This is a genomic window from Pseudoduganella dura (assembly GCF_009727155.1).
Classification (GTDB): Bacteria; Pseudomonadota; Gammaproteobacteria; order Burkholderiales; family Burkholderiaceae_D; genus Rugamonas; species Rugamonas dura.
This window is the reverse complement of the sequence record NZ_WNWM01000002.1, coordinates 5,195,771-5,217,664: the sequence shown is the minus strand read 5'-3', so window position 1 is coordinate 5,217,664 and position 21,894 is coordinate 5,195,771. Positions and strand designations below refer to the sequence as shown.

11 protein-coding genes are annotated in these 21,894 nt (G+C 70.7%); 5 read left to right on the top strand and 6 right to left on the bottom strand.

Annotated elements, in window-relative coordinates; translation table 11 throughout:
• Positions 1 to 284: 284 nt before the first annotated feature.
• Positions 285 to 3,083: an ATP-binding protein gene (locus tag GJV26_RS22890; RefSeq protein ID WP_155710996.1), complete on the top strand. Its 2,799-nt coding sequence runs from the start codon at positions 285 to 287 to the stop codon at positions 3,081 to 3,083.
• 10 nt (positions 3,084 to 3,093) lie between these two features.
• Here GJV26_RS22890 and clpB read toward each other — a convergent pair whose 3' ends face one another.
• The 6 genes from clpB to GJV26_RS22860 all read right to left on the bottom strand — a co-directional run bounded on the left by clpB (position 3,094) and on the right by GJV26_RS22860 (position 13,370).
• The gene (gene clpB, locus GJV26_RS22885) at positions 3,094 to 5,703 is read right to left on the bottom strand and encodes an ATP-dependent chaperone ClpB (RefSeq protein ID WP_155710995.1); all 2,610 of its coding nucleotides are present in this window, start codon (positions 5,701 to 5,703) and stop codon (positions 3,094 to 3,096) included.
• Between the two features lie 143 nt (positions 5,704 to 5,846).
• The gene (moaE, locus tag GJV26_RS22880; RefSeq protein ID WP_155710994.1) at positions 5,847 to 6,323 is read right to left on the bottom strand and encodes a molybdopterin synthase catalytic subunit MoaE; all 477 of its coding nucleotides are present in this window, start codon (positions 6,321 to 6,323) and stop codon (positions 5,847 to 5,849) included.
• On the bottom strand, positions 6,320 to 8,959 hold the full coding sequence (locus tag GJV26_RS22875) for a DUF349 domain-containing protein (protein WP_155710993.1): 2,640 nt from the start codon (positions 8,957 to 8,959) through the stop codon (positions 6,320 to 6,322). Before GJV26_RS22875 ends, moaE begins: the two co-directional genes overlap by 4 nt.
• A 155-nt stretch (positions 8,960 to 9,114) precedes the next feature.
• A complete protein-coding gene (locus GJV26_RS22870) occupies positions 9,115 to 9,744 on the bottom strand; it encodes a hypothetical protein (protein ID WP_155710992.1) in 630 nt (209 codons plus the stop codon).
• Between the two features lie 181 nt (positions 9,745 to 9,925).
• Entirely contained in the window at positions 9,926 to 12,373 is a 2,448-nt protein-coding gene (locus GJV26_RS22865) for a bifunctional acetate--CoA ligase family protein/GNAT family N-acetyltransferase (RefSeq protein WP_155710991.1), read from the bottom strand.
• 4 nt (positions 12,374 to 12,377) lie between these two features.
• Positions 12,378 to 13,370: a DUF2804 domain-containing protein gene (locus GJV26_RS22860; protein ID WP_229428011.1), complete on the bottom strand. Its 993-nt coding sequence runs from the start codon at positions 13,368 to 13,370 to the stop codon at positions 12,378 to 12,380.
• 212 nt (positions 13,371 to 13,582) lie between these two features.
• Between GJV26_RS22860 and GJV26_RS22855 the strand changes: the two genes are divergently transcribed.
• From GJV26_RS22855 to GJV26_RS22840, 4 genes are all read left to right on the top strand, one after another.
• Complete coding sequence (locus GJV26_RS22855; protein ID WP_229428012.1) at positions 13,583 to 15,883, top strand: sensor domain-containing diguanylate cyclase; 2,301 nt, start codon at positions 13,583 to 13,585, stop codon at positions 15,881 to 15,883.
• Positions 15,884 to 15,975: 92 nt separating this feature from the next.
• Positions 15,976 to 16,731 carry a PEP-CTERM sorting domain-containing protein gene (locus GJV26_RS30315; protein ID WP_229419401.1) on the top strand — a complete coding sequence of 252 codons (756 nt, stop codon included), beginning with the start codon at positions 15,976 to 15,978 and terminating at the stop codon, positions 16,729 to 16,731.
• Between the two features lie 105 nt (positions 16,732 to 16,836).
• On the top strand, positions 16,837 to 18,069 hold the full coding sequence (locus GJV26_RS22845; protein ID WP_155710989.1) for an exonuclease SbcCD subunit D C-terminal domain-containing protein: 1,233 nt from the start codon (positions 16,837 to 16,839) through the stop codon (positions 18,067 to 18,069).
• Positions 18,066 to 21,866 (top strand): AAA family ATPase, encoded by a 3,801-nt coding sequence (locus GJV26_RS22840; protein ID WP_155710988.1) that lies wholly within the window; start codon positions 18,066 to 18,068, stop codon positions 21,864 to 21,866. The genes GJV26_RS22845 and GJV26_RS22840 overlap by 4 nt, the downstream gene beginning before the upstream one ends.
• Positions 21,867 to 21,894: the final 28 nt, after the last annotated feature.

Sequence of the window (21,894 nt, the reverse complement as noted above, 5' to 3'; positions counted from 1 at the left end):
GTGGCAAAAACACCACAAACCGGCATGGAGACAGTCCCGAATTTTTACAACAAATTCCTCGCGGGCCACAAATTTGACGGTAATCCGACAGCCCACAAGTTCTTGACCTTGGCTGTATCGGACAAATATCAGCAGGCGACGTAAATACCACAAGATTGTTGCCAGAAATCGGGGACTGTCCCCGATTTCTGGCAACATTTCCGGCGGGTGTCAGCGGTGTGTAAAGAAAGTCACTTATCATCCGCCCCTGACGGCACCGGGCCGTCTTCCCAACGAGAAGCCACATGACACTCCAAGCCCCCGAGTCGTCGGTTGCGTATGCGTCGTTCGGGCCCTTTCGCCTCTATCCGGCGCAGCGCGTGCTGCTCGAGGATGGCCGGCCGCTGAAGCTGGGCTCGCGCGCGTTCGATATCCTTGCCGCGCTCGCCGAACGCGCCGGCGCCACGGTCTCGAAAGCCGACCTCATCGCGCGCGCCTGGCCCGACACCGTCGTCGGGGAAGCGAACCTGCGCGTGCACATGGTGGCGCTGCGCAAGGCGTTGCGCGAGACGCCCGGGCGGCGCTACCTCGGCAGCGTGGCCGGCCAGGGCTACGCGCTCGTTGCCCCCGTGCAATGGCACGCGCCATCCGTTGCCACGCATGCCGACGGCCAGCCGACGGACCGCGCGGAGCTGGTGCATGCACTGGCCGCGCTGCCGCCGCGGCACAGCCTCGTCACGCTGACCGGCACCGGCGGCGTCGGCAAGAGTACCCTCGCGCACGCGGTCGCGCGCCGCCTGGAGCCGCAGTTCCGCAGCTGGTGCGTCGACATGGCCGAGGCCGCGGACCCGGCGGCGGCACTGGCCGCGGCGCTGGACCTGCCGCCCGCCACCGATCCCGCCTCGGCACTGGTGGCGCACCTGCGCGAACGGCCCGTGCTGCTGGTGTTCGACAATTGCGACCGCATCGTCGCCCTCGCCGCCGCGTTCGCCGAACGGCTGCTGCGCGACGTGCCCGGCCTGTGCATCCTGGCGACCTGCAATGAAGCGCTGCGCGCGGCCGGCGAGCGGGTGCAGCGCATCGAACCGCTGGACTGCCCGCCGCCAGGCGCCACGACCGCCGCGGCGGCACTGGCCTACCCGGCGGTGGCGCTGTTCGCCGCGCGCGCGGCCGCCGTGCATGGCGGATTCACGCTGACCGATGCCGATGCGCCCGCGGTGGCGGACCTGTGCCGCGGCCTGGACGGCGTGCCGCTGGCGATCGAACTGGCGGCCGGGCGCCTGGACCTGTTCCACCCCCGCGACCTGCTGGCCCGCCTCGATGAACGCCTTCAGATCCTCAAGGGCGGCCGCCGCACGGCGCCGCCGCGCCACCGTTCGCTGCGTGCATCGCTGGACTGGAGCATCGACACGCTGTCGCCGGCCGAACGCGTGGTGCTGGGCCGCGTGGCCGTGTTCACCGGCCCGTTCACGCTGGCGCGTGCGGTGCGGATTGCGGCCGGCGATGCGATGACGGCCGCCGGCGTCGAAGACGCGCTGGCCACGCTGGCCGCGAAATCGCTGCTCGTCGCCAGCCGGCCCGATGGCGCGCCGGCATGCGACCCGCACCAGTTCCAGCTGTATCACAACACGCGCAGCCACGCGCTGTCGCTGCTGGCGCAGGACGACCCGGTATTCGCCCGCTTCGCCGCCCACTGCACGGAACTGGCCAACGGTCCGGACAGCGACATGCTCCGCCTGCCCGACGTGCGCGCGGCGTTGGCCTGGGGCTTCGGCCCGCATGGCGACGCCGGTGCCGCCGCGGCCCTGCTGGCCGCCACCGTGCCGCTTTGGTGGGAAGCGGCCGAACTGGCCGAATTGCGCCGCTGGCTGGAAACCGCGCTGCGTGCCGGCGGCACGGACCGCACGGATGCCGGGCCGGAAAGCGGACTCGAAGGCGGATCCGAAGACGCGCTGGAAAGCGGGCTGAAAACGCTGCTGGGTACCGCGCTGGGCACGGTCTGCGTCTACCTGGAAGGGGCCGGGGCCGGGCGGGCCGCCTATGCGCGTGCATTCGCGCTGGCCGAACACCTGCGCGACGCCGGGCGGATGGCCGATGCCTTCTCGGGCCTGGTGCTGGAGCACGTGCTGGGGGGCGACTACCCCGCCGCGGTGGCGCTGGTACAGCGTTTCCAGGACGGCATCCGCGGCGCCGGTTCGCGCTCCGCGCAACTGGTGCACGACCGCTTCGCCGCCCTGGCCCTGCACCTGTCGGGCGAACAGGCGCTGGCCGCACCGCTGGCGCGCGCCGTGCAGAATGCCACGGTCCCGGCCGTATGCACCGGGCGCCGCACCGCCCTGCACACCGATGAAAACGTTGCCGCGAGTGCCGTGCTGGCGCGCGCGCGATGGCTGCTCGGCTACCCGGACGAGGCGCTGCGCCTGGCCCGCAACGGCGTGCTGCGCGCCCGCGCGGTCGGTGCCGATGCCCCGCTGTGCCAGGTTCTCGCGTTTGCGATGTTCCCGGTGGCGTGGTGGTGCGGCGACCGGGCCGCCGCGCTGGCGGCGCTGGCGGAACTGGAAGACGCCGCGCGCCGCCTGCCGCACTGGGAAACGCTGGCGCGCCAGTACCGGCACGGCATCGTCGAGGACGCGCCGGGCGGCTGGCTGGCGAAAGCGCCGGCCACCGGCCCGCACCGCGAAACGCTGGCCACGCTGAGCCCGCGTTATGCGGACAGCGGCCTGCTGCTGCGCGCCGGCCATGGCGACGCGCGCTGGTGCGCCGCGGAGCTGCGGCGCCAGCAGGGCGAGCGCCTGCTGGCCGCCGGCGGCCCCGCCGCCCGGTCCGGCGCCGAGCACCTGTTCCGCGGCGCGCTGCTACTGGCGCGCAACCAGGGAGCACTGGGCTGGGAATTGCGCGCCGCCACCAGCCTGGCGCGGCTGTGGCACGGCCAGGGCGCACAGGCCGGCGCGCAGGCACTGCTCGAACTCGTCGTTGCGCGCCATACCGAAGGATTCGGGAGAGCCGACCTGCTGGCCGCCAGCCGGCTGCTGGCGCAATGGACGCTGCGAAAAAAAACCGGCGCCGCATCCGATGATGCGGCGCCGGTGCGCCTGCTTGCCTGATCGCCGGCCGTTACGCCTTGACGATATCCACCTTGCCATCGGCGCCGAACACCAGCGCGCCGTCCCGCGCGTCGATGCGGATCGTGTCCTTCGGCCCGAAGCGGCCCTCCAGGATCAGCTTCGACAGCGGATTCTCGATGCCCTGCTGGATCGCCCGCTTCAGCGGCCGCGCACCGTACACCGGGTCGTAGCCCGCTTCGGCGATCTTGTGCAGCGCGGCGTCGCTGACCTGCAGGTCCATTTCCATCCGCTTCAGGCGTTTTTCCAGGATCTGCAACTGGATCTTCGCGATCGCACCGATGTTCTTTTCGTCGAGGCCGTGGAATACCACGATCTCGTCGATCCGGTTGATGAACTCGGGCCGGAAGTGGCCGCGCACCTCGGCCATCACGGCCAGCTTCGTCACGGCCGGGTCGCCATCCTCCATCGACTGGATCTTGTGGGAGCCCAGGTTCGACGTCATGATGATCACCGTGTTCTTGAAGTCCACGGTGCGGCCCTGGCCATCGGTCATGCGGCCGTCGTCCAGCACCTGCAGCAGCACGTTGAACACGTCGTGGTGCGCCTTTTCCACTTCATCGAGCAGGATCACGCTGTAGGGCTTGCGGCGCACCGCCTCGGTCAGGTAGCCACCCTCGTCATAGCCCACATAGCCGGGCGGCGCGCCGATCAGGCGGGCCACCGAGTGCTTTTCCATGAATTCGCTCATGTCGATGCGGATCATCGAGTCTTCGGTATCGAACAGGAACGCGGCCAGCGCCTTCGACAGTTCGGTCTTGCCCACGCCCGTCGGCCCGAGGAACATGAACGAGCCATACGGGCGGTTCGGGTCGGACAGCCCGGCGCGCGAACGCCGGATCGCATCGGCCACGGCGTTGATCGCCTCATCCTGACCCACCACGCGCTCGTGCAGCTTTTCCTCGATGTGCAGCAGCTTGTCGCGCTCGCCCTGCATCATGCGCGACACGGGAATGCCGGTCGCGCGCGACACGACCTCGGCGATTTCCTCGGCGCCCACCTGCGTGCGCAGCAGTTTCGGCTTGTCCTTGTTCTCGTCTCCGCCGCTGCTTTCGGCCTGCCTGAGCTGCGCTTCCAGCTCCGGCAGCCGGCCGTACTGCAGCTCGGACACGCGGCCCCAGTTCGATGCGCGCGTGGCCGCCTCCATCTCCTGGCGGATGCGCTCGATCTCTTCCTTGATGTGCGTGGTGCCCTGCACGTTGGCCTTCTCGGCCTTCAGCACTTCCTCGAAATCGTTGTATTCGCGCTGCAGCTTGGCGATTTCCTCGTCGATCAGGTCGAGCCGCTTGCGCGAACCTTCATCCTTCTCGCGCTTGACGGCTTCCTTCTCGATCTTCAGCTGGATCAGCCGGCGCTCCAGCTTGTCCATCACCTCGGGCTTGCTGTCGATCTCGATCTTGATCTTCGAGGCGGCTTCGTCGATCAGGTCGATCGCCTTGTCGGGCAGGAAGCGGTCGGTGATGTAGCGGTGCGACAGCTCGGCCGCCGCGATGATGGCCGGGTCGGTGATCTCCACCTTGTGGTGCAGCTCGTACTTGTCCTGCAGGCCGCGCAGGATCGCGATCGTCGCTTCCACGCTCGGCTCGTCGACAAGGATCTTCTGGAAGCGGCGCTCCAGCGCGGCGTCCTTCTCGATGTACTTGCGGTATTCGTCGAGCGTGGTGGCGCCCACGCAGTGCAGTTCGCCGCGCGCCAGCGCGGGTTTCAGCATGTTGCCGGCGTCCATCGCGCCCTCGGCCTTGCCGGCGCCCACCATCGTGTGCAGCTCGTCGATGAACACGATGGTCTGGCCTTCATCCTTGGCCAGTTCGTTGAGCACCGATTTCAGCCGTTCCTCGAATTCGCCGCGGTACTTGGCGCCGGCCAGCAATGCCGCCATGTCCAGCGACAGCACCCGCTTGCCGCGCAGCGAATCGGGCACCTCGTTGTTGACGATGCGCTGGGCCAGGCCCTCGACGATGGCCGTCTTGCCCACGCCGGGCTCGCCGATCAGCACCGGGTTGTTCTTGGTGCGGCGCTGCAGCACCTGGATCGCGCGGCGGATCTCGTCGTCGCGGCCGATCACGGGGTCGAGCTTGCCCTGGCGCGCCCGCTCGGTCAGGTCCATCGTGTATTTCTTCAGCGATTCGCGCTGGCCTTCGGCTTCCTGCGAATCGACCTTGCCGCCGCCGCGCACGGCATCGATCGCCGCTTCCAGCGACTTGCGGGACAGGCCGTTTTCCTTGGCCAGCCGCCCGGCATCGGATTTATCGTCCGCCAGTGCCAGCAGCACCATCTCGCTGGACACGAACTGGTCGCCGCGCTTCTGCGCTTCCTTGTCGGCCAGGTTCAGCATGTTGACGAATTCGCGGCTGACCTGCACGTTGCCGCCGGTACCCGATACCTTCGGCAGCCGCTCGCCGGCGCCTTTCAGGGCGGCGGCGAGGCCGCCCACGTTGACGCCGGCCCGCTGCAGCAGCGAACGAGCGCTGCCGTCGTCCTGGTTCAGCAGGGCCGTCAGCAGGTGCACGGGTTCGATATAGGGGTTGTCACCGCCGACAGCCAGGCTCTGGGCATCGGCGAGCGCTTCCTGAAGTTTTGTCGTGAGTTTGTCTTGACGCATGGTGCTCGGCTCCTTGTTTTATCTTCCGATAAAGTGCGGATGCGCACGTACTATTTCAAGCACCCGGGAGCATTACCTCCGCAAGCACTGCACTTCAGGGAGGCCCGTCGGGAGAGCCCGCCGGCAGGGAACGGCACCGCAGTTCAGGCCGGATCCTGCCACTTGTCCAGGGCGGCATCGTCGGACACGCGCGCGTCCACCCAGCGCGCCCCGTCCGGCGTTTCTTCCTTCTTCCAGAACGGCGCCTCGGTCTTCAGGTAGTCGATGATGAACTCGCAGGCGGCAAACGCCTCGCCGCGATGGGCGGACGTCACGGCCACCAGCACGATCTGGTCGCGCGGCAGCAGCGGCCCCACGCGGTGGATCACCAGCGCGTCGTGCACCGGCCAGCGCGCGGCAGCCTGGTCGATGATCCGGTCGATCGACCCTTCGGTCATCCCCGGGTAGTGCTCGAGCTCCATCGCCGCCACCTGCGCGCCGTCGTTCAGGTCGCGCACGGTGCCGACGAACGTGACCACCGCGCCGGTCTTGCTGTTCCCGGCGCGCAGTCGCGCCACCTCGGCGGAAAGGTCGAAATCCTCGTGCTGCACCCGCACCCGGCTGGTCCCGCCGCCGCTCATCGGCCCTCCGCGCCGACCCGGCGGAACAGGGTTTCGATGCGGCTGGCCGTGCGGTCGTCCACCAGCGCCGGCATGGCGCACAGCGCCACGAACTGCGCCGCCTGCGCGCCCGCATGGCCGGCCTTGTGGCCGGACTTCAGCGAATCCTGCAGCACCTCGACCTGCATCTTCAGGCGGTCGCGCGCGAATTCGGCACCGCTGTCGATGCCGGCCACGATCTCCAGCCGCAGCACTTCGGCCAGCAGGCGGGAGCGGTTCGCTTCCAGCGTGCCGGCATAGGCGCCGCGCGGCGCGGCATCCGCGGCGGCGGCCTGCAGCGCGGCATTGAAGCGGGCATGCAGCGTGCGTTCGTAATCCGCCGGGAGCGGCGGCAACGCCGCCCAGCGGGCGCTCCAGTCCTGCGCATCGACCGGGCCGGGCGCGGCCAGCGCATTCTCCAGCGCCTGCACCAGGCGCAGCTTGTCGCGCAGCGCGTTGGCCTGCGCGGCACCGGCGCGCTTGCGGATCGCATCGGCCTCGCCTTGCAGCCTGGCGACGGCGGCCCGGTAGCGCGTCTCGATGCGCGCCTCGGCCGCGCGCGGCACCACGCCGCTCGCATGCCACGCCGCGGCGGCATCGCGCAACGCCTTGCCGATCGCCGCTTGCCGCGCCTTGTCGTCGCCTTCCGCCGTGAAGCCTTCCAGCCCGGCGCAGATCGCCTCGCGCGCGTGCAGGTGCGCCTTGCGCTCGTGGTCGGCCGCGTGGGCCGATTCCTTGCGCCGGGCAAAGATCGTGTCGCAGGCGGCGCGGAATTTCTGCCACAGCGCCTGCTCCTGGCGGCGTTCCAGCGGCAGCGCCTTGGCATGGCCCTGCCAGGCTTCCTGCAGGCCGCGCAGCGTGTCCACCGTGTGCCGCTCGGCCGGATCGAGCTTGTAGACTTCCTCGATCAGCTGCTCGCGGCGCGCCACCTCGATGCGCCGCTGCTCCTCGAGCGGCGCCATCAGCGTGTCCATCGCCTTGCCGAACGCGGTGTCGAGGCGCTTCTTGTCCTTGCGGTCGATGGTGCCCAGCCGGCTCCATGCCTGCCGCAGGCGTTGCGACGACGATGCCAGGCTGCGCCAGTCCTCGCGCGCGGCCGGCGAATCGGCCACCAGCGCGGTGACTTCGTCGACCAGCGCCTGGGCCCTGGCCGCGCTGGCATGCCGCTCGTCGGCCAGCTGGCGGAAGTGCGCGGCGGCCGGCGCATAGGCGGCGGTGCAGGCGGCGTCGAATTTCTCCCACAGGCTCTTCGGCGCGGCCCCGGAGACGCTGTCCAGCGATTTCCAGCGCTCGCGCATCGCGCTGACTTTCTTCGCCAGTTCGCTCATCGGCAGGTTTTGCGCAGGCAATTCCTCGACCGCGTGCACCAGTTCCTCGCGCGACACGTTGCCGCCCCAGCGCGCCCAGGCCGCCAGCCGCTTGTACTCGGCGCGCACGTGCGCCAGCCGTTCCGATTGCTGGGTGCTCAGGCGGCCCGTCCTGGTGTCCTTGAGCGTCTTGTCATGCTCGGCGGCCGTGTGCAGCTGGCCCTGGCCCAGCGCCGCTTCCATCGCATCGACCAGCGCCATGAAGCGTTCGTTGGCTTCGCGGTCGGCGGGGGTGATCTTCTTTTCCTTCGGGGGCCGCGGCGGCACCACTGCGGGAGCCGGCGCGGTGCCGGCAGCCGGCGCATCCTCGCCGGGTTGCGGGCCGGCCTCGGGCACGATGCCCGCGGTGGCCTGCCGTTCGCCGCCCTCTGCGGCACCGGAACCGGCATCGTCAACGGCCAGGGGCACGTCCTCCGCGGCAGCGGCCGGCGCCGGCTCCGCCGTCACGGGCACGGATGGCGGCATCGCGGGAGGCGCGGCCGGGCGGACCAGCACGGCGCGCGCCGACGCGAGCGCCGCTTCCACATCGGCCACCAGGTGGCGCGGCAGCGTGCCGTGCTCGGGCGCCGCCACCCGGGCGGCATGTTCGGCGCCCAGGCGCTCCAGTTCCTGCAGCGCCTCATCCTCGTTGCCGGCCGCGGTGCCCGCGCCCAGCCGGCGCAGCGCGGCCAGCGCATCGATCGTGGCGCGCTGCAGGGCCACCTGGGCTTCCAGCCGGCCGCTCAGCGCGGCGCGCAGCCGGTCGAACTCGGCGGCCAGTTCGGGCGGCGCGTCGATCACTTTCCACAGGCGGTCCAGGTCGGCCACCTGGTTCGGTGTCAGCTTTTCATCCTGCAACAGGCGTTGCGCTTGAGAGATACTGGCCTCGGCCTGCCGCTGCTCCATCTGGCGGTGGCGGATCGCATCGAGCCTGCCCTGCATCAGCTTGGCCACGCGGCGGTCGGTGTTGCGCACGGCGCCCTGCACCTGTTCCAGTGCCGGTTGCGACACCACGTGCTCGGCCGCGGCCAGGCGCACGTCCGCAAACTCGCTCTGCAGGATCAGCGCGACCGCCGCGGCTTCGTCGCCGGCCAGCGCCCTGGCGCGTTCGGCCTGCTCGGCACGGCGTGCCTCCTTGCCGTCGGGTCCGTTTTGACCGCCCTGGCCGTCACCGGGTCCGTTGCGCCCCGGGCCGGCGTCCGCGTGTTGCCCCTGCGCGGCCTGCGGATCGTTGCCCTTGTCGCCGGGCCGCTTGAAGAGGAATTCAAACATGATGTGCCATGGATGGATCAAAACCGCCATCATAGCGCAGCACAGGTTTCAGCGGCGTTGCAACCTGCGGGCGGGCCCGGAGCGCAGCGGCCGGCACCGGGGCGGGCCGGCAGCCGCGACCCGGCCGCCGCTCGGTCGGCCGCTCAGTCGGCAGCTCAGTCGACAGATGCGCTGCGTGCCGCCGCGCGGGCCCGGGCCGCCCTGGCCGACCGTACCGCCGGCATGTGGATATCGATATCGGCGACCGGTTCGGCCGGCGGCGCCAGCCGGGGCACGAGCGAGATCACGGCGGCATCCTCGACGCCGCTGCGGCGCGCCTCGGCCACCTGGGCATCGTGCGCCAGCAGCTTGTTGGCTATGGCAAACCACGCATCGCCGCAGATCGCGCTGCGGGCGATCGCGAACAATTCCTTCTCTTCCTTTTCGAGCCGTTGCAGCAAGGCGCCGCAAAAGCTGTCGACCGCGTCGCAAAAGGCCGCCACGTGGCCGTTGCCATGCGCAGCGCCTTCATCGGCGCTTTCGCTGGCCCTATCATTTGCTTCACTACGCAGGCCGGCCCGGCGGCCTTCCTTCAACCGCCGCACCACGTCGAGCGCGAGCGCGTTCAGGCGCGACAGTTCCTCGAGCAGCTGGTCGGCGCGCTGGGTGGCCTGGCGCAGGGCCGGGATCAGGTACAGCTCCACCTTGCGCCAGCTGCAGGCCTGGTACAGGTGTTCCAGCGTTTCGCACGCGTATTCAAGCTGCGACAGCGTCAGACTCTGCTGACGGGTCAGCGTCGATTGCACATATTTCTGGAATGAAAGCAGGCTCAGTCGAACACTCGACTGTTCCACCGACATCGCAACCAGAGTATAAGTGGCCGTTAACATTCTAGCTCCTGGCTCATAACAGAGATTCAGAGTGTAAATAACAGCGACATGGACACTTTGACACAGCGCAAGGTTGGCTACCGACATTCCGATCGCGCTAAGATGATTTCCCATGCAATGGCACCGTCAATCGTACGGTGCCCGCCTCGTCGCCGGATTGGACGGTGCCGTTGAACCGACGGACAAGTTTCTGGACTCCAACATTTTCCGCAAACGCATCGCCGGTCAGGCAGCCGGTGCCCCGGGTGCGGAAATAATCGACCAGCTTGCCGAACAGGATCGCTCCCAGCCCCAGCCCCTTCAGGTCCGAGCGCACCACCACGGCGAATTCGGCGCTGCGATTGTCCGGATCGGCCACGGCCCGCACCACGCCCAGCGTTTCCGCCGTGCCGTCCGGCCCGGTCCGGGTAGCGATGAAGGCCATCGCGCGGTCGTAGTCGATCTGCGTGAGCCGTGCCAGCTGGGCCGGCGGCAATTCGCGCAGCGCGGAAAAGAAACGCAGCCGCACGTCTTCCGGGTCGAGCGCGGCGAAGAAGCGCACATGGGCCGGCGCATCCTCAGGCCGGATCGGGCGCAGCGTCAGCTGCGCGCCCTGCCAGTCGATAATTTCCGCGAGCGCCTGCGGATACGGGCGGATCGCCAGCGCCGACTCGGGCCGCGGCGGGCCGAGCACGATGCGGGCGCGCAGCGCGGCCAGCGTGTCCGGGAGCGGTTCCGCGCCATCGCGCGGCGCCGCCGGCCCGGCCTGCACCATCTGCATCGGGTCGAGCTCAAGCGCCGCCACCTCCGGCAGGTCGGTCACCAGTTCCGCCACCTGCACCAGCGCACGGCATGCGCCGTCCGTCGCGGCCAGCGCGTTGCCGGCGCGGGTGCGCGCCACGATGTCGCGCGCCAGCACCATGTTCAGCGGCGGCAGCCCGGCGGCACAGTCGCGCGCCACGCTGCCGGCGGCGCCGCCCATGCCGAACTCCAGCGCCGGGCCGAAGACCGGGTCGACATGCATGCCGATGCGCAGCGGCGGCGCGTCCCGGCCGGCGGCCGGCTGCATCCACGCCGGCGCGCCTGCCCCCGCGCCGTCCGGCAAGTCATACCGCAATCCATAAGCCGCCAGCACGGTGCGGCACTCGGCGTCGTCCAGCGTGTCGCGGCCCGCCTGCCGCGCGGCGCCCACGATGCGCCGCGCCGTGGCGCGCTCGCGTTCGCGTACGGCCGGCACGCCGGGCGGCACTTCGATCAGCAATGCCTGGTTGCGCCGGTACTGCACCATCTGGCGGAACGCGCGCACCGCCTTTTCCGGCGTGTCGTAGGTGGCCAGCCCGGCATCGGCGAACACGCCGCGCGCCTCGGCCACCTCGTCGCCGCCCAGCCAGCACGACAGCACGATCTGGCGCGCACCGCGCACCGCCGGCACCAGCGAGCGCGCCACCTCGGTGCTGCCGGCCGCCGGCGTGGGCACGTGCACCAGCAACAGCGCATCGGCCTGCGGCTCGTCGAGCAGCGCACGCACCGCGGCCACGTGGCGCGCGGTATCGGCCCGGGTGCCGATATCGAGCGGGTTGGCGGCCGGCACGCCTTCCGCCGCCAGGGGCTTCAGCGCGCGCAGCGTGGCCGGCGACAGCGGCGCCAGCCGGCCGCCGGTCCACGCCAGCGCGTCCGTCGCCAGCAATCCCAGGCTGGCGGTATTGCTGACGACGGCCAGGCGCTCGCCAGGCAGCGGCCGGGCGCGCGCCACGGTCTGCACCGCGTCGAACAGGTCGGCCGACGAATACACACGCAGCATGCCGGCCCGCCGGATCGCCGCATCCACCACGCGGTCGTCGCGCTCGCCGCCCCGGCCCGACTTCAGCACCACGACCGGCTTGCCGCGCGCCGCGATGCGCGCCGCCGACATGAACTTGCGCGCGTCGGCGACGCTTTCGATGTGCAGCACGATGGCCTGGGTATCGGCATCGCCGGCCAGCCAGTCGAGCAGATCGGCCACGTCGACATCGCCGCCCTCGCCCACCGATACCACGCGCGAAAAACCGATCTGGTGCTGCCGCGCCCAGTCCAGAACGGCCGTCATCAGCATGCCGGACTGCGACACGAAGGCGGTGCGCCCCGGCCGCGCGCCCGCGTGCGCGACGCTGGCGTTGACGCCGGCGGCCGGGCCGATCAGGCCGATGCCGCCGGGCCCGAGGATGCGCAGCAGGTGCGGCCGCGCCGCTTTCAGCATCGCGGCGCGCTGGCCGGGAGACAGCGCCGTCAGCACGATCGCCGCGCGGGTGCCGCGCGCGCCCAGTTCGGCCACCAGGCCGGGCACCGAGTCGGGCGGCGTGCAGATCACGGCAAGGTCCGGCGCCGCCGGCAGCGCCGCCACCCTGGCATGGCAGGCGATGCCGAGCAGCGTGTCGTATTTGGGGTTGACGGGCCACAGCGCGCCGGCGAAACCGCTGGCGGCCATGTTGTCGAGCACCGTGGTGCCGATCCGCCCCGGCCGCTGCGAAGCTCCTATTATCGCCACCGAGCGCGGTTCGAACAGGCGGTCCAGGTGGCGGATGCTCATGCGGTCACCAGCGCGCGAAGTGCTGTTCGGTCACCCCGGCCAGCCGCGTGACCATCCGCTTCGGCGCATCCGGCGTGCTGCGCACCCAGCCCGAAAAGGTGCCGAACGGCTGCACGTAGCGGCTGGCGGCAATGCGCAGGTCGCGCGCTTCCCGGCGCGCCGCGAGCGGCGTGAAGACCAGGTCGAGGCAGTCGTCCTCGGTGAAAACGCGCCATGGCTCGAGCGGATCGTCCGCATTGTGGATGAAGCGCGCCGGCGCCAGCGGGAACAGGCCGCCATCGAGCCAGAGCGCGTTCTCGTTGGCGCCGAAATAGCCGGCCTGCAGGTTGAAGCCCAGTTCCGCGTCATGCCCGGAGGCCCAGCGCCATGCGGTGCGTCGCGCCAGCAAGCCGTTCGAATAGTCGATGCTGGCGGTGCCGCCGTGCAGCGGATATTCGCCGCGCCACGTGCGCACCTCGCCTTCCAGCGCGAGGCCGCCCGTCTTCTGCGTAGCGTGCACGGCGCCGCCCTGGACGAGGCCGCATGCGACCAGCGACGGTGCCGGCGCGGTGCCGAAGCAGGCATCGATTTCCAGCCACGGGCTGCGCAGCGACAGCCCGGCCGGCCCCAGGTCGATGAACACGCCGCGGCGCGAGAAGGTGCTGTTGCCGCGCGCATCGCGCGCCAGCGTGGCCGACAGCCGCCCGGGCCAGCCGTCCTGCGAGAAATTGGCCAGCATGTCGCCGTCGTCGCGCTCGAACGCCCAGGCGAAACAGGTGGTCATCCAGCCCAGGTCGACGACGGCGACCGCGCAGAACATCCGCTCCGCGGACAGCGCCGCGTAATGCCAGCGCTTGTGATGCAGCCGGCGCCACAGCGCATTGCGCGCATGGGGCGGCGCCAGCCGCTCCCAGTCGCAGCCGCGCAGGATGCCGGCATGCCGGCCCAGCACCGGTGCTCCATCGGCACCCACGATGCGCTCGGGCGCCGGCGGCAACAGCGCATGGACTGTATTCACGCGGGTACCTCGGGGACTGCGGGCAATAAAATTCCGCATAGCAACCTAGGTGTCGGTTCTGTCAATTCTGAGCTTTCATCGTAACGGGTGAGCCCCCGGTGGAAGTATAACTCCGCCACCGCAGCGCACCGTTCCTGCCGGCCCGGACGATTCCGGGCAGAATACCGGGACGCACTTCCATACGGACTGCATCGACCACCAGCGGGGAGCCAGTGACGGAGAAGGACAGGACGAGCGCGCTGCGCAGGTTGTACCGGGTGCTGCTGCTGCCCGCTTTCGCGGCCGTGCTGCTGGCGGCGATGTGGTCGGCGGTGTACTGGCAGGTGCGCCAGGAGCGGGCCACGGCACGCCATGAAGCGGTATTGCGCAGCCACGCGCAGGCGCGCACGCTGGCCGAGAATGCCGGCTTCCTGCTGCGCCAGGCCGACCATGCCACGCAGCTGTTCAAGCTGAAGTTCGAGGAAACGGATGGCGCGCTGCGCCTGCCGGAGTTCACGCGCCGCAACGGTCCGTTGACCTTGCTGCTGCCGGTCCGCCTGGCGCTGCCGGTCGCGCTGTACGGTCCCGACGGCAGGCTGGCCGACAGCCTGCACGGCACGTTCGCGCCGCGTGCGGGCGACGAAGGCTGGTTTCGCGCGCTGGCCGGTTCGGCCGGCGACATGGCGCACTTCTCCAATCCCCTCGTGGACCCGGCAACGAAGGGATGGCGCATCCGCGTCGCCCGTCGCCTCGACGACGGCGCCGGGCACTTTGCCGGCGCCATCGTGATGCATGTCGATCCGGCGCTGTTCATCGACGACTACGACCGGCTGGAGCCGGGCCCGGGGGGCTATGTCGGCCTGTTGAGCCGCGACACGGGCCTGGCCGCCAGCCGCGTCGACGACCGGGTGTTCAGCGACGACACGCTGGCGTTCGCCGCAGTGCAGGGCGGCGCTGCTGCGGGCACCGGCGCCGCCGCCGGCGCCGAAGAAGCGCTGCCGCGCCGTCCGGTCGACGGTATCGCGCGCATCTACGCCTTCCGCGACATGCCGCGCTTCGCGCTGATGGCCGTCGTGGGCCACAGCAAGGCGCACGCGCTGGCCCGCTTCGAGCGGCGCCGCACCATGTACGTGAGCGTGGCGACCGTGGCTTCGATCGTGGTACTGGCCTTCGTGGGGCTGCTGCAGCGCCACGCGCGCCGCCTGCGCAACAGCACCCGGGCGGCGCGCGCGGCGCAGCGGCAGCTGCACGCTGCCATCGACGCCAGCCTGGACGCGCTGTTCCTGCTGAAAGCCTGCCGCGAGGCGTGCGGCGGCGACTTCATCCTGGTCGACATCAACGAGCCGGGTGCCGCGATGCTGGGCCATCCCCGCGCCGGGCTGCTGGGCCGGCGCATCGGCCAGCTGGCGCCCGCGTGGCGCGACGAGGGCCTGCTCGACAGATACCGCAGCGTGCTCGAGACCGGCCAGCCGCTGGAAGAGGAATTCGCCACCCGTACCGGGCCGCCGCGCTGGCTGCAGCACCAGGTCGTGGCCATCGACGACGGCGTGGCGGTCACCACCCGCGACATCACGGCCCGCAAGCAGGCCGAGCTGGCAAGCCGCCAGGCGATGGCGGCACTGCGTGAAAAGGAAGCGCGCCTGCGCACGCTCGCCGACATGATGCCGGCGATGATCGCCTACGTGGACCGCGACGAGGTCTACCGATTCCAGAACCTGGTGTACGAACGCGAATTCACGCGCATGGGCGTGCAGGCGATCGGCCGGTCGGCACGCGAGATCATCGGCGAGGAACGCTACATGCGGGTGCAGCCGTGGGTCTGCCGCGCGCTCGCCGGCGAAACGGTGTCGTTCGAGGAAGACGAGGCGCCGCCGCCGGAGGGCACCGGGCGCAGCTTCGAGGTGCGCTATATCCCGCAGCGCGACGAAGCCGGCGAACACGTCACCGGCTTCCACGTGGTACGCACCGATGTCACCGCGCAGCGCCGCGAAAAGCAGCACCTGCTCCGCCTGTCCACGATCGATGCGCTGACGGGCCTCATGAACCGGGCCGGTTTCACGAAGCGCCTCGACGCCGCGATGCAGTACAGCCGCGAGCACGGCACGCTGATGGCCGTGATGTACATGGACATCGACCGTTTCAAACCGGTCAACGACACGCATGGCCATGCGGTCGGCGACGCGCTGCTGAAGGCATTCGCCGGCCGCCTGACGCATGCGTTGCGGGAAAGCGATACGGTGGCGCGGCTGGGCGGCGACGAGTTCACGATCATCCTCGAGCGCCTGCTCCGCTGCGAGGACGCGGAACGCGCCGCCGCCAAGCTGGTGGCGGCGATGGCCGCGGCGTTCGACCTGGACGGCGTGCGGGTCGGCATCTCGACCAGCATCGGTGTCGCCTTTTACCGCAGTGGCGACCTGGCGCCGGCCGAGCTGCTGGCGCGCGCCGACACGCTGCTGTACGAAGCCAAGCAGGCCGGGCGCAACACGTTCCGCACGGGCGGCACGCTGGGCGGCCAGCAGCCGGATGCCGCCTGACGGCACGGCACGCTACAGTGCGCCGCCCGGGTGGTCATCCTCGTACACTTCGGACACCTGCCGCGCGCGGCCCGACTTTCTGGAACCCGACCATGAATACACGCCTTGCTTTCTCTTCGCTACCGCCGCGCCGCGACGTGGCCATGCTGCGGGTCGCAGCCGGCCTGCTTGCCGCGCTGGCCTGCGCCACGGCCGCCGCCGGTACCTACACGATCACCACCAGCACCCAGGGCACTGCCGCCAATTTCCAGTTGCCGGGCTTCTTTTCACAAGGCAACCTCAGCGGCACCGGTGCGTACGAGCTGACCGTGACCAGCGTGTTCGACAGCGCCAACGTGGTCGCCAGCACGGACAACTTCTGGATGCAGGCCAGCGACGCGGCCCTGACGGTGTCGCTGAAGGTCGACAACCAGCTCTACACCATGCAAACGACAGGGCTGGTCAGTTCGCAGATCCTGGTCGATACCGACGGCAGCGGCCAGACCACGAAGCGTTTCTACCAGAACGTGAGTTTCGATCCGGCCACGTATGGCGACTATGCCTCGATCCAGCAATATGCATTCCTTGACACCGATCATTTCCCCATCAATTCGGTGCTCACGCCTGCCATTGCGTATTACGCCGACCCGCTGACGAAAGGCTTTTCGATCTACAACTGGGACGTGGCACCGGATGGCAGCCTGAGCCAGCTGGGCGTCGGCGTCGGCCGCGCCGCGAGCTTCGATTACCAGCTGGCGCTGGCCGTGCCGGAGCCGGCCAGCTATGCGATGTTCGCCGCCGGGCTGGGCCTGGTTGCATTCACCGCGCGGCGGCGCGGCGCCAACCGGGGCAACGGCGCCCGGCGCTGAACGGGACCGGCCCGGCGCGACCGATCCATCGGGGCTGCCCGGCCTGCGCCGGGATGCGTTAAACTGTTGCGCTCCATTCAGCCCCCTGCGTCCTCCGGTAACTTCATGCGCCTGCTGCACACCTCGGACTGGCACCTGGGCCAGTCGCTCCACAATTTCGACCGGCATTACGAGCACCAGTGCTTTCTCGACTGGCTGCTGGAAATCATCGTCGCCGAACAGGCCGACGCGCTGCTGATCGCCGGCGACGTGTTCGACAACGCCAATCCTTCGGCCGCTTCGCAGCGCCAGCTGTACCGCTTCCTGCGCCAGGCGAAACAGGCGGCGCCGGGGCTGGACATCATGCTGGTGGCCGGCAACCACGATTCGCCCGGCCGCATCGACGCCCCGGGCCCGCTGCTCGAGGAACTCGGCACGCGCGTGGTCGGCAACGTGGAGCGCGCCGCCGACGGCACGATCGACGTGGCGCGCCTGGTGCACCCGCTGACCAACCACGACGGCGCCGTGGCCGCATGGTGCCTGGCGGTGCCGTTCCTGCGCCCGGCGGACGTCCCGCGTCTCGACAACGGCGCCGATCCGTACCTGGCCGGCATCGCCGAACTGTACCGGCTGGCGCTGGCGCACGCCGAGTCGCTGCGCCAGCCCGGCCAGGCCATCGTCGCGATGGGGCACTGCCACATGGTCGACGGCCAGATGTCGGCCGACTCGGAACGCCGCATCGTCATCGGCGGCACCGAGATGCTGCCGGCCGGGATCTTCGGCCCGTCGATCGCCTACGCGGCCCTCGGCCACCTGCACCTGGCGCAGCAGATCGGCCGCCATGCGCACATCCGCTATTGCGGCAGCCCGCTGCCGTTGTCGTTCTCCGAGGTGCATTACCAGCACCAGGTGCTGCGCATCGACCTCGACGGCCAGGCGCTGCGCGACACGGTGCCGATCCCGGTGCCGCGCGCCGTGCACCTGCTGCGCGTGCCGACCCGTCCCGCCCCGCTGGCCCAGGTGCTCGATGAACTGGAGGCGCTCGACTTTCCGCTGGCGCCCGCATATGCCCAGCCTTACCTCGAAGTGCGCGTGCGCCTCGACGCGCCGGAACCCGGCCTGCGGGCCCGCATCGAGGCCGCGCTGGAAGGCAAGCATGTGCGGCTGGCGAAGATCGAGACCAGCAGCGGCAACCGCGGCACCTCGCTGGAAGACGCCGCGGTGTCGCTGGACCAGCTGGCGCAACTGCAGCCGGAAGACGTTTTCGCCCGCCTGTACCGCCAGAAATTCGGCAACGATGCCCCGGCCGAACAGATGACCGCCTTCGCCGAACTGCTGCTGGCGGACCCGGCACGATGAGGATCCTGCGCATCGGCGGCCGCAACCTGGCCTCGCTGGCGGACGAATTTTCCGTCGATTTCGGCAGCGAACCGCTGGCGTCGAGCGGCCTGTTCGCGATCAGCGGCCCGACCGGGGCCGGCAAGAGCACGCTGCTCGACGCGCTGTGCCTGGCGCTGTACGACCGCACGCCGCGCCTGGTCCATGCGCGCGGCAAGACACCGGACGTGGGCGACCATATCGGCTCGGACGACTCGCGCACGCTGCTGCGCCGCGGCACGCCGGAAGGTTACGCGGAAGTCGATTTCACGGGCAGCGACGGCGTGTCGTACCGCGCACGCTGGAGCGTGCGCCGCTCCCGCACGAAGGCCACGGGCGCGTTGCAGCCGACCGCGATGACCTTGCACCGGCTGCCCGAACTGCACCCGGTCGGCGGCACCAAGACCGAAGTCAAGGCGGAGATCGAGGCGCGCATCGGCCTGAACTTCGACCAGTTCACGCGCGCCGTGCTGCTGGCGCAGAACGAATTCGCCACCTTCCTGAAGGCGCAGGACGACGAACGCGGCCTGCTGCTGGAAACGCTGACCGGCAGCACCGTCTACAGCGACCTGTCGCGCCGCGCGTTCGAGCGGCACAAGCTCGAAGCGCAGGCGCTGCAGCAGATGGTCGCCCGGCTGGCCGACCAGAAGCCGCTGTCCGGCGAGGAGCGCGCGCAAACGGAGCAGGAGGCGGGCGAAGCCGAGCTGGCGCTGGCCGCGATCGATGTCCGGAAGGCGGCGCTCGAGACCGACCTGCGCTGGCACGATCAGGCCGCGCGGCTGGCCGACGGCGTTGCCCAGGCCGCGGCGGCGGGCCAGGCCCGCAGCGCCGAGGTGGCCGCGGCGGCGCCGCGCCGCGCCGCGCTCGACAAGCTCGACGCGGTGCAGGAAGCGCGTCCGCTGCACGACGCGGTGCAGCGCGTGCAGGCCGAATCGGCCCAGGCGCGTGCCGCGATCGCCCGCTGCCAGGAAGAAGCCGTGGCGGCGGAACGTGCCCAGGCTGCCGCGGCGGCGGCGCAGCAGCAGGCCGCGAGCGGTGTCGAAACGGCCGAAGCGGCGCGCCGGGACGCCGGCCCGCAACTGGACCGCGCCAAGGCGCTCGATGCGCGCATCGAGGCGATGCTGCCGCAGCACGCCCAGGCGCGCACGGCGCGCGACGCCGCGGTGGCGGCCGCGACGCAGGCCGCGGCCGTGCTGTCGGACAAGCGCAACGAACGGCGCAACCTGATCGCCGCCCAGGAATACGGCCAGACGTGGCTGGAGGGGCACCGCCACTGGGCCGTGCTGGGCCAGCAGTGGCCGCGCTGGGAAGAACTGTTCACGCAGGCGAACCGCGCCGCCAACGGGCAAGGGGCGCTGGCCGCCAGGCTGGCCGACGCGCAGCGCCGTGCCGCGCGCCACCGCGACGAGGAAGCGGCCGCGCGGGCCGGCCTGGCCGGCGCGGCCGAAACATTGCGCGCCGCGGAGGCGGAGCGCACCGCGGCCTTGCAGGCACTGGCGGCCTTCGATGCCGATGCGCTGGGCACGCGGCGCACGGCGCTGGAAGAACGCCGTGCCGCGCTGCAGGAGGGCGAACGCCTGTGGCTGGACCTGGCGGCCCGGCGGGAGCGCCATGCCGGGTTGTTGGCGCAGGCCGCGCAGCTGGAAGCGGCGCGCGCCGGCGCCCAGGTCCTGGCCGACGCGGCAACGATCGACCTCGCCGCCGGCAAGGCGGCGCTGGCGCAGGCCGAGCGCTCGCTGGCGCTGGCCGAAGCGGCTTGCGGCGAAAGCGTCGAGCAGCTGCGCGCCACGCTGGAAGACGGCGCGCCCTGCCCCGTGTGCGGATCGACCGGTCATCCATATCACGGCAACGACCTGTTGCGCGGCATGCTCGGCGAACTTCGCGCCGACGTGGCGCGCTGGCGCGCGGCGCGGGATGGCCTGATCGGGCATGAGGCCACGCAGCGCGCACTGGCCGCGTCGAGCGCAAGCGGGCTGGCCCAGGTGCGCGACGAACTCGCAGCACTCGAGCCGGCCCTGGCGGCGCTGGCCCAGCGCTGGAATGCCGCGCTAGCGTCGCTCGGCGACGATGGCGCCGTGGCAGATGGTGAGCGTGCCGCCTGGCTGGCCGGGCGTATCGCCGCGGTTGCGGCGGACCTGCAGGACGTGGCGCGGCAGGAGCAGGCGCTGCGCCGTGCCGGCGCCGTGCGCGACCGCGCACAGGGTGCCTGCGAGCGCGCCGCCGCGGAACAGGCGCGCTGCCAGGCGAGCCTCGCGGCCAGCAACGCCGCGCTGGCGCAAGCCCAGGCGCAGGCCGAGGCACTGCACTCGCAGCACATCGACGCCGCCCATCACCTCGATGCGCTGCTCGACGACCTGGATGCCGCCTTTGCCGACGCCCCGGACGGCGCCGAAGGCTGGAAGGATCACTGGCGCCAGGACCCGGGCCACTTCCATGCGCTGCGGCAGGCCGAGAGCCGCCAGTGGCAGAAGCAGCATGCCGACCTGGGCGAACGTGCCGCGAAGATCGCCGCGCTGGACATCGAACTGGCGGTGCTGCAGGCGGCGCACGCGAAAGTGGCCGCCGACGAACAGGCCGCGCGCGCCGCCTTCGTGGTGGCGGACGAGGCGCTGCAGGCGGCGCGCACCCAGCGCCAGGCGCTATGGAACGGTGCTCCCGCGGGCGAGGTGGAAACGCGCCTGCGCACGGCGTGCGAAGCGGCCCACGCGGCGTTGCGCGCGCAGCAGGAGGCGGGCCAGCAGGCGGCCCAGCAGCGCGCGCGGTGCGATGAAGCGCTGGCGAACGCCCGCCGCCGCGCCGCCGAACTCGAAGAAACGGCCGCGGCCGCCCACCGGCAACTGGCCGAATGGCTCGCCGCATTCCATCATGCGCACGCCGAGCCGGACCTGTTCGCGGCACCGGTGGGCGTGGCGTCGGTGGATGAGCTGCTGGCCCTGCTGGCGCACCCGCTGGAAGCGATCCGCGCCGAGCGCCAGGCGTTGCAGGCGCTGGAAGGCGCCGTGGCCCAGGCCCAGGCCGTGCTGCGCGAGCGCGAGGCGCAGCTGGCACAGCACCGTGCAGGCGCGCCGGCCGGGGCGGATGAAGGTGCGTGGACCGGCGCCGATGGCGGTGCGCAGGTGTTGCGCGAATCCCTCGATGCGCTGGCGGCCGAGCGGCGCGCCGCCCAGGAACATTTCTCCGGCCTGAAGGTCAGGCTGGCGCAGGACGACGAGCGCCGCCGCCGTGCCAGCGCGATGCTGGCCGACCTGGAAAAGCACGAAAGCAGCGAACGCCGCTGGGCCCGGCTGGCCGAGCTGATCGGCTCGGCCGACGGCAAGAAATTCCGCAATTACGCCCAGCAGTTCACGCTGGACGTGCTGCTCGGCTATGCCAATGCGCACCTGCGCCAGCTCGCGCCCCGCTACCAGATCTTGCGCATCGACAATCCGTCGCAACCTTCGCTGGGCCTGCTCGTGCGCGACCTGCACATGGGCGACGACCTGCGTTCGGTGCATTCGCTGTCCGGCGGCGAGTCGTTCCTGGTGTCGCTGGCGCTGGCGCTGGGGCTCGCTTCGCTGTCGTCGAACCGCGTCCGCGTGGAATCGCTGTTCATCGACGAAGGCTTCGGCAGCCTCGATGCCGAGACGCTGCGCGTGGCGATGGATGCGCTGGACAATCTGCAGGCCATGGGCCGCAAGGTGGGCGTCATCTCGCACGTGCAGGAAATGACGGAGCGGATCGCCACGCGGATCCTGGTGCAGCCCGGTGCAGGCGGCCGCAGCCACGTGAGCGTGGCCTGATAGAATGAAGTCTTATAGTTCGTGTGAA

Coding starts and splice junctions, on each gene's coding strand:
- GJV26_RS30315 (WP_229419401.1), top strand. CDS start 15,976: ATGAATACACGCCTTGCTTTCTCTTCGCTACCGCCGCGCCGCGACGTG.
- GJV26_RS22865 (WP_155710991.1), bottom strand. CDS start 12,373: ATGAGCATCCGCCACCTGGACCGCCTGTTCGAACCGCGCTCGGTGGCG.
- moaE (WP_155710994.1), bottom strand. CDS start 6,323: ATGAGCGGCGGCGGGACCAGCCGGGTGCGGGTGCAGCACGAGGATTTC.
- GJV26_RS22875 (WP_155710993.1), bottom strand. CDS start 8,959: ATGTTTGAATTCCTCTTCAAGCGGCCCGGCGACAAGGGCAACGATCCG.
- GJV26_RS22845 (WP_155710989.1), top strand. CDS start 16,837: ATGCGCCTGCTGCACACCTCGGACTGGCACCTGGGCCAGTCGCTCCAC.
- clpB (WP_155710995.1), bottom strand. CDS start 5,703: ATGCGTCAAGACAAACTCACGACAAAACTTCAGGAAGCGCTCGCCGAT.
- GJV26_RS22840 (WP_155710988.1), top strand. CDS start 18,066: ATGAGGATCCTGCGCATCGGCGGCCGCAACCTGGCCTCGCTGGCGGAC.
- GJV26_RS22890 (WP_155710996.1), top strand. CDS start 285: ATGACACTCCAAGCCCCCGAGTCGTCGGTTGCGTATGCGTCGTTCGGG.